The 13,253-nt window shown below is 56.7% G+C and carries 13 protein-coding genes and 1 pseudogene; 11 read left to right on the top strand and 3 right to left on the bottom strand.

From position 1 onward, the window contains the following. Nucleotides 1-208 precede the first annotated feature (208 nt). From ACP7B0_RS16920 to ACP7B0_RS16885, 8 genes are all read left to right on the top strand, one after another. Nucleotides 209-2,752, top strand: coding sequence for a TonB-dependent receptor (locus ACP7B0_RS16920; RefSeq protein ID WP_426142587.1), 2,544 nt, complete (start codon nucleotides 209-211; stop codon nucleotides 2,750-2,752). Nucleotides 2,753-2,819: 67 nt separating this feature from the next. Beyond that, complete coding sequence (locus ACP7B0_RS16915) at nucleotides 2,820-4,742, top strand: phytase (protein WP_426142586.1); 1,923 nt, start codon at nucleotides 2,820-2,822, stop codon at nucleotides 4,740-4,742. A gap of 96 nt (nucleotides 4,743-4,838) precedes the next feature. Beyond that, nucleotides 4,839-5,549 carry a protein TolQ gene (tolQ, locus tag ACP7B0_RS16910; RefSeq protein ID WP_426142585.1) on the top strand — a complete coding sequence of 237 codons (711 nt, stop codon included), beginning with the start codon at nucleotides 4,839-4,841 and terminating at the stop codon, nucleotides 5,547-5,549. Between the two features lie 13 nt (nucleotides 5,550-5,562). Next, nucleotides 5,563-6,009 carry a protein TolR gene (gene tolR, locus ACP7B0_RS16905; RefSeq protein ID WP_426142584.1) on the top strand — a complete coding sequence of 149 codons (447 nt, stop codon included), beginning with the start codon at nucleotides 5,563-5,565 and terminating at the stop codon, nucleotides 6,007-6,009. Then, entirely contained in the window at nucleotides 6,006-6,866 is an 861-nt protein-coding gene (locus ACP7B0_RS16900) for an energy transducer TonB (protein WP_426142583.1), read from the top strand. Before tolR ends, ACP7B0_RS16900 begins: the two co-directional genes overlap by 4 nt. A 64-nt stretch (nucleotides 6,867-6,930) precedes the next feature. Continuing rightward, the gene (locus ACP7B0_RS16895) at nucleotides 6,931-7,158 is read left to right on the top strand and encodes a putative glycolipid-binding domain-containing protein (protein WP_426142582.1); all 228 of its coding nucleotides are present in this window, start codon (nucleotides 6,931-6,933) and stop codon (nucleotides 7,156-7,158) included. Nucleotides 7,159-7,277: 119 nt separating this feature from the next. Then, nucleotides 7,278-8,090 carry an AraC family transcriptional regulator gene (locus tag ACP7B0_RS16890; protein WP_426142581.1) on the top strand — a complete coding sequence of 271 codons (813 nt, stop codon included), beginning with the start codon at nucleotides 7,278-7,280 and terminating at the stop codon, nucleotides 8,088-8,090. Between the two features lie 97 nt (nucleotides 8,091-8,187). Then, entirely contained in the window at nucleotides 8,188-8,574 is a 387-nt protein-coding gene (locus ACP7B0_RS16885; protein WP_426142580.1) for a cupin domain-containing protein, read from the top strand. A gap of 57 nt (nucleotides 8,575-8,631) precedes the next feature. Here the strand turns inward: ACP7B0_RS16885 and ACP7B0_RS16880 are convergent. Next, nucleotides 8,632-8,792 (bottom strand): annotated as a pseudogene (locus ACP7B0_RS16880) (IS66 family transposase); the annotation flags it as partial. Nucleotides 8,793-9,054: 262 nt separating this feature from the next. Between ACP7B0_RS16880 and ACP7B0_RS16875 the strand changes: the two are divergent. The 3 genes from ACP7B0_RS16875 to ACP7B0_RS16865 all read left to right on the top strand — a co-directional run bounded on the left by ACP7B0_RS16875 (nucleotide 9,055) and on the right by ACP7B0_RS16865 (nucleotide 12,182). Further along, nucleotides 9,055-9,924, top strand: a complete 870-nt coding sequence (locus ACP7B0_RS16875; RefSeq protein WP_426142579.1) for an AraC family transcriptional regulator — start codon at nucleotides 9,055-9,057, stop codon at nucleotides 9,922-9,924. A gap of 453 nt (nucleotides 9,925-10,377) precedes the next feature. After that, nucleotides 10,378-11,664, top strand: a complete 1,287-nt coding sequence (locus ACP7B0_RS16870) for an AAA family ATPase (RefSeq protein ID WP_426142578.1) — start codon at nucleotides 10,378-10,380, stop codon at nucleotides 11,662-11,664. Next, a complete protein-coding gene (locus ACP7B0_RS16865) occupies nucleotides 11,661-12,182 on the top strand; it encodes a hypothetical protein (protein ID WP_426142577.1) in 522 nt (173 codons plus the stop codon). The genes ACP7B0_RS16870 and ACP7B0_RS16865 overlap by 4 nt, the downstream gene beginning before the upstream one ends. A gap of 102 nt (nucleotides 12,183-12,284) precedes the next feature. On the opposite strand, the gene ACP7B0_RS16860 is transcribed toward ACP7B0_RS16865, so the two are convergent. After that, nucleotides 12,285-12,605 (bottom strand): arginase family protein, encoded by a 321-nt coding sequence (locus ACP7B0_RS16860; protein WP_426142622.1) that lies wholly within the window; start codon nucleotides 12,603-12,605, stop codon nucleotides 12,285-12,287. 124 nt (nucleotides 12,606-12,729) lie between these two features. Next, nucleotides 12,730-12,963, bottom strand: a complete 234-nt coding sequence (locus ACP7B0_RS16855; RefSeq protein ID WP_426142621.1) for an arginase family protein — start codon at nucleotides 12,961-12,963, stop codon at nucleotides 12,730-12,732. Nucleotides 12,964-13,253: the final 290 nt, after the last annotated feature.

Raw genomic sequence — 13,253 nt, 5'->3', positions numbered from 1 at the left:
CCGGCTATGGCAACGTCCCAAGGCGTAAAAGCCTCTGAAGGGGAGGTCATATCAGCTCACTTTGGTCCTGTGGGGGCCTGAAAACGGGCGAAAAGCTTCGATCACGCCGCCTACCCTCGGGAACTGTCACAGAACCGTCACTGCCTCCCCCTAGCTTGCCCTCCCAGTTGCCGGGCCGCTTGCCTGGCGTTTGGGGGGGAGGACCATCATGTACCAGGGCAGCAATCACCAGCGCCGCAGTACGGCAGGGATCGTCGGCTTTACGCTGACCGCATTGACCATGGCTATCGTGAGCGAGCGACTCAGCGCCGCCGACGACACGGCCAACACCGAGCACGTTCAGGTTGTCGGTCAGGCTGCCAGCCTCGATCAGGCACTCAAGGAGCAGCGCAGCTCCGACAGCATCAAAAGCGTGGTGCACGCCGACGGCGTCGGCCAGTTGCCCGATGAGAACGTGGCGGAAGCGGCACAGCGCCTGCCCGGTGTCAGCGTTGAGCGCGATCAGGGCGAAGGGCGTTTCGTCAGCGTTCGAGGCCTGGGTCCGGACCTCAACAGCGTGACCATCAACGGCACGCTGGTGCCATCCCCGGAAAGCGACCGTCGCGCGGTAGCGCTGGATGTGTTGCCGTCGGAGCTGGTGCAGTCGCTGTCCGTGATCAAAACCCTCACCCCGGACATGGACGCCAACTCCCTGGGCGGCACCGTCGACGTGAAGAGCCTCTCGGCCTTTGACCATAAGGGCCTGTTTTACACCGGCAGCAGCGAAGCCAGCTACGACAAGAACACCCGTCAGACCAGCCCCAAATTCTCCGGGGCCATCAGTGACCGCTTCAGCCTGGGTGACGGCATCGACAACTTCGGTGTCGCCGCAGCGCTGAGCTGGCAGAAGCGTGATTTCGGTTCCGACAACGTCGAAACCGGGGGTGCCTGGGATTTCGATCAGGGTGCCAAACTCGAAGAATTCGAGCAGCGCGACTACGACATCAGCCGTGAACGGGCTGGCGGAGGCCTGAACTTCGACTACAAGCCGGACGACACCAGCAGCTATTACCTGCGCACGTTGTACAGCTCCTATAAAGACAGCGAGACCCGCAACGCCGCCAACATCGAATTTGCTGACCCGCAAGCGTCGGGGCAGTTGGGCGATGCTGAAGGTTCGCGCCACTTGAAGCAGCGCGAGGAAACCCAGGAAATTCAGTCCTACGTGTTGGGCGGCGAACGCATGTTCGGGCTTTGGACGCTCAGCGGCCAGGCTGGCTACAGTCGCTCCAGCGAGGACAGCCCCGGGCATATCGCCGACGCCACGTTCTCCGGCAACAGCGATTTTACCGACGCCGGCTACTACGACAATGACAAGCCACGACCTGTCATCAGCTCGGCTTTCTATGACCCTGCCAATTTCACCCTTGATCAAGTCGAGTGGGAAAAACAGAAAACCACGGATACCGAAAAGAACCTGCGCCTGGACCTCGCCCGCGACTACGACTTCAGCGGCTACGCGTCTCAGCTCAAGTTCGGCGGCAAGGTCAGCCGTCGCAACAAAGACAACGATCTGGAAGCGTGGGTCTACGAGGATTTCGATGCGCTGGGGCTGACCGATGAGCAACTGAACCTCACTCGCTTCCAGCAAGGCACGGTGGACTATCGCCTGGGCAATTACGGGCCGGGTATCAGCGGCAGCTCGATCAGGAACCTGATCGGTGGCCTCAATAGCGCGGACTTCTATGACGAGGAAGAGTCCACGGTCAACGACTTCAAAATCAGCGAAGACATCAACGCTGGCTACCTGATGAACACGGTGGACATCGACGACTGGCGCTTCATCGCCGGGATGCGCTACGAGGGCACCGAACTTGAGGCCAAGGGCACCGGCGTAACGGATGGCACCTTTACCAGCACAGACACCAAGCGCAGTTATCACAACTGGCTGCCGGGCCTGCATGCGCGCTACCAACTGGATAAAAATACCCAGGTCCGCGCCGCCTGGACCAAATCCGTGGTGCGCCCGACCTTCGGCCAACTGGCGCCGGGGTTTGTCATCGACGGGGACGAAGCGACCTTTGGTGATCCGGAACTCAAGCCCCTTGAGTCGAGCAACCTGGATCTGGGCATCGAGCACTTCATGGGCCATGCCGGCACCGTCTCGGCATTCGTGTTCTACAAGGACATCAAGAACTTCGTTTACAACACCGACCTGGCCGGTTCCGGCAGTTGGACGGATTTCTCCGAAGCGCACACCTACGCCAATGGCGACAGCGCCAAGCTGTATGGTCTGGAGTTGGCCTACTCGCAAAAATTCGACTGGCTGCCAGCGCCCTGGAACGGCCTGCTGATGGGCGCCAACGCGACATTCAGCCGCTCCGACGCCAGCATCACGGGTTTCGATCAGACCACCGGCACCCAACGCAAACGCGACATCAGTCTACCCAGCCAATCCGATACCGTCGGCAACCTGATGGTCGGGTGGGAAGACGAGAAGCTCAGTCTGCGTCTGTCGGCCAACTACAAGTCCGACTACCTCTACGAGCTGGCGGCCATCAACGACAAGGCTCATGACCTATACGTCAACGACCAGACCTTCGTCGATTTCAGCGCGCGCTATTCGCTGACCAAAAACCTGCAAGTCAGCTTCGAGGCCCAGAACCTCACCGACGAACCTTACTTCGTCTCGACCGGGCGCGGCACTTACAACGCGCAGTACGAAGAGTACGGCCCGACTTACAAAGTCGGCCTGACCTTTACCCACTTCTAACAAGGCCGGGGCGGCATCGCGCTGGCGCTGCCGCCCGCCTGCTTGAACAACAAGGATTTATCTGTTGATGACTACTTTTTTGCCCAAGGCCGGTCTGCTGGCGATGGTGCTCAGCCTCGCGACCGGATCAGCGATGGCCGCTACGACGACCCCGACGCTGAAGCTGCAAGCCTGGGGACAAGGCCAAGACCTTGAGCTGGACGCGCTGGCATTTCTTCCCGATGACATGGGCCCCGAACGACTGGGGGCCAGCGAACGCAACGGTTTGTTATTGCTCGATGAACAGGGCAAGGAGCTGACGCGCCTGCCGGGTTCGTTCAGCAGCCTGGACCTGCGCTCGGCGGGCCAGCAAGTGCTGGTCGCCAGCCTGGACAATGACCGCCAGCAAGCGCTGTTGGTCAGCCTGGATCTCCACAGTCGAAACTGGGGGCAGCCGATCTACCTTCCAGCTCGCGACTATCCAGTCAACGGGTTGTGCCTGTACCGGGACGATGCCAAAAACCTGTTTCTGTTCCTCGTGGGCGAGGAGGGCAAGGGCGAACAATGGCTGGTGGGCACCGGTTCAACCCTGAACACCCAGCCACAACGGGTTCGCGGCTTGCCTTTGCCGCCCTCGGCGCAGTTCTGTCAGGTGGATGACGCGGCCAACCAGTTTTTTGTGAACGAAGAAAACCTCGGTTGGTGGGCGTATCCGGCGCACTCGGAAGCAGACGTGGTGCGCCAGCCTGTGGCGCTGCTCGCACCGGCGAGCGACACCGAGCAATCAGCCGGGGCGATGGCCACAGTGCCAGGCGGCCTCGTCGCGCTGGACCCGCAAACCGCGAAACTGCACCTCTACCAGCGGCAAGGAAACGGCTGGTCGGCAAAGGACGCCTTACCGCTGCCGGGCCTGAAAGAACCGCAGAACCTCGCCGCACGCCGCACTGCCAACGGCTTGCAACTGCTGGTACGCGACGACGATGACGGGCGCTTGTACCAGGGCGAAATGAACTGGCAGACCCCGGTCGCTAACCTGCCCCCCGTACTCCCGAACGTCGGCGCCATCAGCCAAAGCGATCCGGTCGCGCGCCAGGGCGACGCCGCGGATGATCCGGCCATCTGGATACATCCGCAGAAACCCGAATTGAGTCGGGTGCTGGGCACCAATAAAAAGCAGGGTCTGCTGGCGTATGACCTGCAGGGCAAGCTGCTTCAGGACTTGCCGGTCGGACGTTTGAACAATGTCGATGTGCGACCCAACTTCACTATTGCTCAGCACAGCGTTGATCTGGCCGTGGCCAGCAATCGCGATCACAACAGCCTGAGCCTGTTCAGCATCGACCGCGCCACGGGCGAACTGCGTGAAGCCGGCGAGATTGCGACGCCGCTGAAAAACATCTACGGCATCTGCCTGTTTCAACCGGTCGCCGGCGAACTCTACGCGTTCGCCAATGACAAAGACGGCACCTTCCTGCAATACCGTCTCAGTGCGCCCAACGGCACCATTCAGGGCGAGCTGGTCCGCCGGTTCAAGGTCGACAGCCAGCCTGAAGGCTGCGTCGCTGATGACCAGCGCCAACGCTTGTTTATCGGTGAAGAGGACGTCGGTGTCTGGGCTGTGGACGCTCGGGCCGATCAGCCAGCGGCATTGACCAGCGTGATCCGCGTCGGTGCGCAACTGCACGCAGATGTTGAAGGGTTGGGGCTGTACCAGAGTGACGCCCGCGATTACCTGGTGATTTCCAGTCAGGGCAACGACAGCTACGTGGTGCTTGATGCCGAGCCGCCGTTTGCTTCTCGCGGCGCGTTCCGGGTCGGGCTGAATGCAGACGCGGGCATAGACGGCGCCTCGGAAACCGACGGCCTTGAAGTCACCTCGGTGAACCTTGGCGGCCCTTGGGCCAACGGCATGCTGGTGGTTCAGGACGGGCGCAAGCGCATGCCCGAGCAAGCCCAGAACTTCAAATTCGTGCCTTGGGCCGAGGTCACCAAAGCCTTGAAATTACCCTGACACAAGCTGTCATCAACCGGTCATCAACATTTCATCGAATAGCCTCTGGCCGCCCTTCAGTGGCCACCAGACAGGCGCACGCTAAGGAGTCCGAACATGCAGGCGACACTGGAACATATGACGGTATGGGGGTTGATCAGCGATGCCAGCCTGTTGGTCAAGGCGGTGATGCTGACGCTGCTGCTCGCTTCGCTGATGAGCTGGTACCTGATCATCCAGCGCAGCCAAGTGCTCAAACGTAACGAGCGGCAGTTGAACACCTTCGTGCTGAGCTTTCGCAACACGTCGGACTTGCACTCACTCAGCCGCAACGGGGAGAGGCCGCACAGCCGTGACAATGGTGTGGAACCGATCTTCCAGGCCGGTATCCAGGCCTACGACCAGCTCGGCCAGCACAGTGCCAACTCGCCCGAGGTCGTCCTTGAAGGCGTCGAACGCTCCCTCTATGTCGCCATCAGCGAACAAGAAGTACAACTGGAAAAAGGCCTCCAGTTTCTCGCCACCGTGGGTTCGGTAAGCCCGTACATCGGCTTGTTCGGCACGGTTTGGGGGATCATGAATTCCTTCCTTGGTTTGTCTCAGGTGCAGCAGGCAACGCTATCAACGGTTGCGCCGGGCATCGCCGAAGCGCTCATTGCCACGGCCATCGGCCTGTTCGCGGCCATCCCGGCCGTCATCGCCTACAACCGTTTTTCTGCCCGCAGCCAGACGCTTCTGACCCGCTATTACGCCTTTGGCAACGAGCTGCAGGTGCGTATGCATCGCAAGCTTCACGGCGCGTCGATGAACCTGGCCGCAGCCGCCTGAGAGGAGTTCACCGATGTTGATCAGGCCGCAACGCAAGCACGGGCCCAAGGCCGAAATGAATGTGGTTCCTTACATCGACGTCATGCTGGTGTTGCTGGTGATCTTTATGGTCACCGCGCCGATGCTGACCCAGGGTGTGAAGATCGAGTTGCCCAAGGTGGCCAGTCAGGCGCTGGCCAATGACACGCGCAAGCAGATTGTCACCCTGTCGGTGAAAGCCGAGGGCGGCTATTACTGGAACGTCGGCGGCGAACTCGATACCCGGAGCACGACCGACAGTGCTGTGGAACTGGATGAGATGAGCGCCAGAATCACGCAGATTATCGCTGAGCGCAGCGACACAGAGGTCTACATCCGCGCCGACAAGGATGCGCAATACGCCAGCGTGGTAGCGGCGATGGCGGCCCTACAGCGCAGCGGCGTCAGTAACCTGGGACTGGTCACCGAGGCCCCGCAATGACCGCAATGATCATGCACCGTCAAGCGTCCACCTGGCGCGATACGGTGCTGCCCGACCTTTGCAGAAACAGCCTGGCGGCAGGCCTGGCTTTTGCGCTGCACGGGGTGGTGCTGGCGTTGTTGGTGTCTGGGTGGTCCGTGGAAATGCCTGTGCCTGATCAACCCATGGTCCTGAAAACCCATATGGTGATGTTGCCTCCCGCTGCCGAGCCAGACCCTCAGCCGGAGGTTGCGGCCGTTCAACCGCAAGCCATTGAGCCGCCACCCGCCATCCCTCAACCTGCGCCGCCGGTACCGGTACCCGTGCCCGAACCGGCCAAGCCGACCGTCGACCCCAAAATCCAGGCGCAAAAGCTGGAGCAGGCCGCACTGGCCCACAAGCGGGTAGAGGACAAAAAGCGCGAACAACAGGTCGAGAAGCAACAGCAGCTTCAAGCGCAACAGGAGCAGCGCGAAGCCGAGGAACAAAACCGCGTGCAGGCGCAACAACGTCAGCAGGAACAACTTGCCCTCCAGCAAAAAAACGCCGAACGGGCGCGCCAGGCTGCGGAACGCAGCAGGCAACAAGCGGCACAGGCCGCCGCCGACAGCCGACAATATCTACCCCTGAGCAAAGAGGCACCGGACTATCCGCAGCGGGCCCTGGACAAGAACCTCGAAGGCGACTGCACCGTGGAATACACCGTGAACCCGCAGGGCAAAATCGAAAACCCGAAAGTGCTCGACGGCTGCCATCCACTGTTCATGCGCCCATCGCTGGCTGCGGCACAGACCTTCCGCTATCAGCCACGGACCATCGACGGCAAGGCCGTCTCGGTGCCTGCCGTGCGCAACACCTTCCACTACCGAATCAAATAAAAACCCGATCTGTAGTCGTGGGACCGGCTTTAGCCGGGAAGAGGCCAGGACAGACGCTGAATCTTTGCCGACCCTGACACTGCCTTCCCGGCTAAAGCCGGTCCCACGAGGGCTGCCAGCACAAATCACGGGTGACTTTTTGCCTCAGGTTGCCCAACAACGCTATAGCTGCCTGGCGCTCAATCAGCGGTATCGATATGAGGGCATCTTTCGGGGATTTACGGCGGAGCTCGACGTGGACAAGCACGGCCTTGTGCTCGACTATCCTGAAACCTTTCGAAGGGTTCGCTAGAGGCTCAACCCGGTGGGTCATCGAGTGGCTGTTCAACACGTTCCGGGCATGGCGAGCCCTGATCGTGAGCCATTGGCGAAGTCTGGTACTGTGAAACATCATCGCCTTGGTGCCGCACTATGTCGGATCACATTCCTGTCAGCGACTGGGTCAAACACTCACCCACACTCCAGAAAATGGAACGCATCGAAGCCTTCTTTAACGGGCACGGCTTCACGCCTCACCGTCACGACACGTATGCCATCGGCACAACCCTGTCCGGCGTTCAAAGCTTCCAGTACCGTCGCTGCCAGCGTCACAGTCTGCCGGGCAATATCATGGTGTTGCATCCTGATGAGGTGCATGACGGCCAGGCAGGCACCGACGCAGGTTTTCGCTATCGGATGGTGTACATCGAACCGGCGTTGATTCAGCAGGTATTGGGCGGAAAACCGCTGCCCTTTATTGAAGGGGGGTTATCGAATGACCCTCGGTTGCACCACGCCATACGGGCGTTGTTGTGCAACCTGGACGCCGCCATGGAGCCACTCGAAGAAGACGACCTGATTTATGACCTGGCCCACGTGCTGGATCAGATTTCAGGGCAAAGAGTGTCCCGCAAAGCGCTGGACTTTGTCGCCGCGGAGCGGGCGCGGGCGTTTATTCACTCTGCTCTGGATCGTGTGGTGACACTGGAAGAACTGTCACAGGTGAGTGGTCGAGACCGGTGGAGCCTTAGCAGAGACTTCCGCGCTCTGTATGGGACAAGCCCCTACCGGTACATGACACAGCGACGACTCGATCTCGCCAAGGCCATGCTGAGGTCGGGCTATCCACTGGCAGAATCGGCCCTATCGGCGGGCTTCTTTGACCAAAGCCATATGACTCGTCAGTTTATCCAGGCCTATGGCGTGCCGCCCGGAAAGTGGCTGAAGCGCCTGAAACCGTTTTGACCGGATTGCCGTCGCCAACCTGCACAATCATGCAATACGCCGCCTCCGTTGATGCATAAAGTCAGGCGTCGACTTCTTGAACACCTGGGAGACTCAAATGCCTGATAAATCCGCCGTGACCCAATACTCCGCGATCAACTTCTCGAAAAAATACGACCTCTTCAGTGAGCAGTGGACCCCCAAGGTCATCGCGCAAATGAACAACTACCAGTTCAAAGTCGTGAAGATTGAAGGAGATTTCATCTGGCACAGCCATGCCGATACCGATGAAACCTTCATCGTATTGGAAGGGCAGCTTCGAATTGACTTCAGGGATGGCGCCGTGATGATCGAGCAAGGCGAAATGTATGTGGTGCCCAAAGGCGTCGAGCACAAACCCTACGCGGAGCGGGAGGTAAAGTTGTTACTGATCGAGCCCGCTGGCGTATTGAATACCGGCGATGAGAAAAGCGAAAGGACGGCCGTTAATGATGTCTGGATCTAGATAATTTTTATCACTTACTTCTCGAAAGAGGGGTGATGTACCTCGTATTCAGCGGCGCTCGGGCAGTTCGTGGATCACCTCGATACGCGGCAACACAGCCGACAACGCCGCATCCTCGGCGCAACGACTGCTCCGTCTGCGTCGCCGATTGACGGCATCGGCTGGCTTGCAGGCTCATTGGGCAATGCAAGGTGAGGTGTGGGGTGTTGGGTTCTATCTCTGTTCGGGTTTAGGGCGGAACAGGGGGTGTCATTGACTTGGCGTTGTTGTGTTGGGTGTTTTGCTTTGGGTTGGTGGCTGCGTGGGGCAGGGGCTGCAATCGGCCAGAAGTGGGCACCTGCAATGCCCCCTGACCTTTACATCTCCTTGGAAGAGATCGAATTGGCCAATCCAAAACGTGCCTTGAGCAAGCGCGGCTAGGCGCGTTCGTACCGCTGTAGGCGACTCTATTGCCGACCGTACTTTCAGGAGCTTTTCCCAGTGTCTGACATGCCGACCCATTTCGCTTACACAAAACGCTTCAACGACGTACTCGCCTACATTGATGCCAATCTCGAAGGTGACCTGTCGGTGAAGACGTTGAGCCATGTGGCGAACTTTTCGGCATTTCACTTCCATCGACAATTCACCGCGTTCGTTGGAGTGCCTGTCTCACGTTATGTGCAACTGATGCGACTACGACGCGCGGCACATAGCCTGGCCGCCCTCGCTGATCATTCGGTACTGGACGCCGCACTCGGTGCCGGCTTTGAAAGTCCCGAGGCATTTTGCAGGGCGTTCAGGCGGGCGTTCGGTACGACGCCGAGTGCGTTCAGGAATGAACCGAACTGGCAGGTCTGGAATGCGGTATTCGCAATCCCTCACTTTTCCAGGACTATCATCATGCAAGTACGAATCGTAGATTTCCCTGAAGTCAGGGTAGCAGCGCTTGAACACTGCGGACCCGCCGGGCTCGTCAATGAGAGCGTGCGCATGTTCATCGAGTGGCGTATGCAGAGCGGACAGTCGCCGGTGGCATCGAGTCGCACCTTTGGTATTCCCTATAGCAACCCCGATACGACACCTCCACAAGCCTTCCGCTTCGCAATCTGCGGCGAGATTCACGAAGCCGTGGCGCCGAATGAGTTCGGCGTGCACGAGATCGTCATTCCTGCCGGTCGCTGCGTCGTGGTGCGACACGCGGGGTCACCGGATCACATCGGCGAAACGATCTATCCGATTTACCGCGATTGGCTTCCTGCCAGCGGAGAGGAACTTCGTGACCAGCCGCTGTTCTTCAATTACCTGAGCGCCTATCCCGAGACACCGCAGGATCAATGGCAAACCGATGTGTACGTTCCACTGCAATAGCGGAGCAAACAGCTTTCGACCCTGAGCTGACGTTGACGAGTGTCCGTTCAGGGTCGATTTCTGCCCTTCACGACAGGCGGCGATCCGCCACAAGCGGACGGTCGACTCTCGTAAAATGTTCGGAATTAGGAGTGAAGCAATACAGCAAAGCTGCGGCAGTTGAGGCGAGTTTGTAGAGATTGGTCATAAAAAAACATAGAGCTTGAAGACCTTTTGAACGAAAGACAGTGATTAATTTTAATCACTTGAAAAATTTAACTAGACGCAGGTTGGACTTTTCTGCGAATCTTTACATTGTCTCATTGAGGCTAGGCAACGTGGTAAACCATCAAAAGCTTTCCTAGATCATGGTTTGGAGCCGTAACCAAGTGAATTGTTTAGCTGCATACATACTCTCAACGCTTCGAAATATTCAAAGGACTGCAAGCATGTCAAAAAATAAAGGGATTAAAAATGAAGCTATCCGTTGAGGGCTACAAGTCTATAGCTTCGAAGCAAGAGTTACGATTTGATGGTCTAACTATCCTATCCGGCGCGAATAGCTCTGGCAAGTCTAGTTTCATGCAACCTTTCCTAGTACTAAAGCAGACGATAGAGAATCATTACGATGCTGGCTCGCTTGTTCTTTATGGTGAAAATGCAAAACTAACCGACTCAAGCCAGCTTATCTCGAAGGTTCCAGGCTACGACAAAAAATCGTTCAGCGTCTCAATGTCGACAGACTCGAGTAGTTGTACAGCATCTTATAAATACAAAAAAGGCGTGGGACTCCAAGCTGACTGTGTACGCATGACGAGTCCTAAGATGCCAGGCGGACTTGCTCTCAGGACTGGAATGATCGGTGCTGAAATCGAAAGCCTATTGCCGGCGGATGACTTCAAATTCATCAAAGACTTCTATGTAGAAAGAAAAAAATCAGTCTCTTGGAAAGCAATTAGGGAGAAGTGCTTCATCAGAGCGGAGCTATCCCTTGATGGAAAAGAGTTTTTCCCACTAAAAGCCAGCATCGACCCCACTCAGATGCTCGAGCAGTTCATTACCCGACTGATACACGTCCCTGGGCTGCGGGGTAACCCTGAAAGATCTTATAAAATCGCAGCTTCTGATGATGTTTATCCTGGGTCCTTCGAAAAATATGTTGCAAGCATCGTGAGCGACTGGTCAAAGGGCGCAAAACACAGCGTAAGGTATAAAACACTTAAAAATCAGCTCTTCGAACTCGGACTTGCCAGTAATATTAAAGCCTCTAAGGTGGATGACACGAGCGTCGAGATTCAAGTCTCAAGGAGCAAATCTGGCACAAGTTCAGACCTCGTTAACATTGCCGATGTCGGGTTCGGCGTATCACAGACGCTACCTATACTGGTTGCGCTTATAGGGGCGAAGAAAGGCCAGCCGGTTTATATTGAGCAGCCAGAGCTTCATCTGCACCCGAAAGCCCAATTCAAGCTAGCATCAATCATCGTCCAAGCGATCAATAAAGGGGTTCGCGTGATCATTGAAACGCATAGCTCAATCCTTATACGAGGAATTCAGCTAGCGGTAGTGAAAAAACAGTTGGACAGTAAAAAGGTCTCATTGAATTGGTTTACTCAAAACCTAGATACTGGTGAAACAAGAGTCGACCAAGCGGGCCTAGATGACCAAGGCGCATTCGGAGAGTGGCCGGAAGATTTCGACGACACAAGCCTTGAGGTAGAACAAATGTACCTGGACGCAGTTGAGGACTCGTTAATATGACTGCTTCCTTTGCATTTGTTATCGATGCTGATATTGCCCGCTCTTCGGGCCTGACAGAGCACCCTGTGTCTAGTGGATCTCGAAAGCTTCTAGAGTCCGTAGCTGCGGGAGGTCACAAGGCGGCAATGTGTCCAACGCTCAGAAAAGAATGGAGAGATCATAGATCCAAATTTGCAACCAGATGGATGGCCTCTATGGTGGCAAAGAAACGAATTATATTTGTTACACCAACAAGCACAATAAAAAGCCTTATTGAAGCACACGTCGAAGACGGCAAAGAAAAAGAAGTGGCACTCAAAGACTGTCATCTTTTAGATGCAGCTTTGGAAAGCGATAAAATCATTGCCTCTAACGATGATAGAGCAAGAGCCGTATTTTGCAAAATTGCTATAAAGAACGGTGAGATCCGTACCATCTCATGGTTTAGCGCCGTGGCTGACCATCATTTTTTTTGCAACACATTAACGTCCGGGGGTTTTATACCTAAAAGTTTCTACCTTCTGCCCTCTGCTCCCTGATGATGACTGGACAGGCCAGGAGATAATCGAATAGCCAGGACCGGCTGTTATCGGCTGGTTTCTGCCTACCGCGAACGTCCGCTTTGAGGCGAAAGGAGCCACCTAACCGGGGAACGGCAGCTGTGCCAACATTCCTACGATGACAGCGGCGAAGCGTCCATCAGGGTCCAGATCAGGGTCAAATACCGTTACGGTCATCCCCCTGCATCGAGGGTTTGCTATTAATGGCGAAATAATGCTCAGTAAGTCGGGAGTTGGAATACCTGGGGAACCAGGAGAATCCACAGCAGGCATTACGGATTGGTCCAGCACATCTACGTCCAGATGTATCCAGAACCCTTGATAGGGCTTTCGATCGAGCGTTTCACGAATGCGTGCAAGAACTGCCGTTGGACCTATCATCAACGCATCAAAGACATCGATCCGGGTGATAGCCGTACTATTTATATCGGGCCAGGCAAAATCTTCATCGCGGTTTTCCGTTCGCCCAGTTGAATAACATCTGCGTCAGCGACTAGAGGACCTGCCAAGCCTGGCCATTGCGTCGCTAAAGACTCCCCCCGACCAGCCGACCAGTCGCAAGCGCGAGATCCATGCCCGCCACTGCACCCAGGCTTTGTTCTGAATCGTAGTTACCTGGGTGGCGAAAATCGCTGTGTCCATCGATATGGATAAGAGAGACAGGACCGGCTTCGCGAGCACCGGCTAATGCGCCTAGAAGGATTGAACAATCGCCTTCAATGACAAGCGCAAAAACGCCTCGCCTGCTGGCTTCACCCACCAGATTCGCCAAGCCGATATTGAACGAGCTAATGGCATTACCGTTCCGCAAACGTGTTCCTGGCTGAGCTCCTGGCGAATAATTAGGCCTTGGTAACTTTTTGAATTCGCGAGCGTTGATCGCCTTGAGTAGACCCGCAGCAATCAGCGCAGAGGGAGCCCGCCACGTACCAGGTTCATGGCCTTAGTCCCAGATTCGAGGGCGCAGCGATCACCAGCATGGAGTAGAGGTCATCATTCAGCGTGTTCTCCTAACGGGTGTCGCCGGGTGGTATAGGGAAATGGCTTATC

Origin of the sequence: Pseudomonas sp. DWP3-1-2 (assembly GCF_049896285.1) — a bacterium.
In the GTDB taxonomy this organism is placed as follows: domain Bacteria; phylum Pseudomonadota; class Gammaproteobacteria; order Pseudomonadales; family Pseudomonadaceae; genus Aquipseudomonas.
This window is presented reverse-complemented; position numbering and strand designations above follow the sequence as displayed.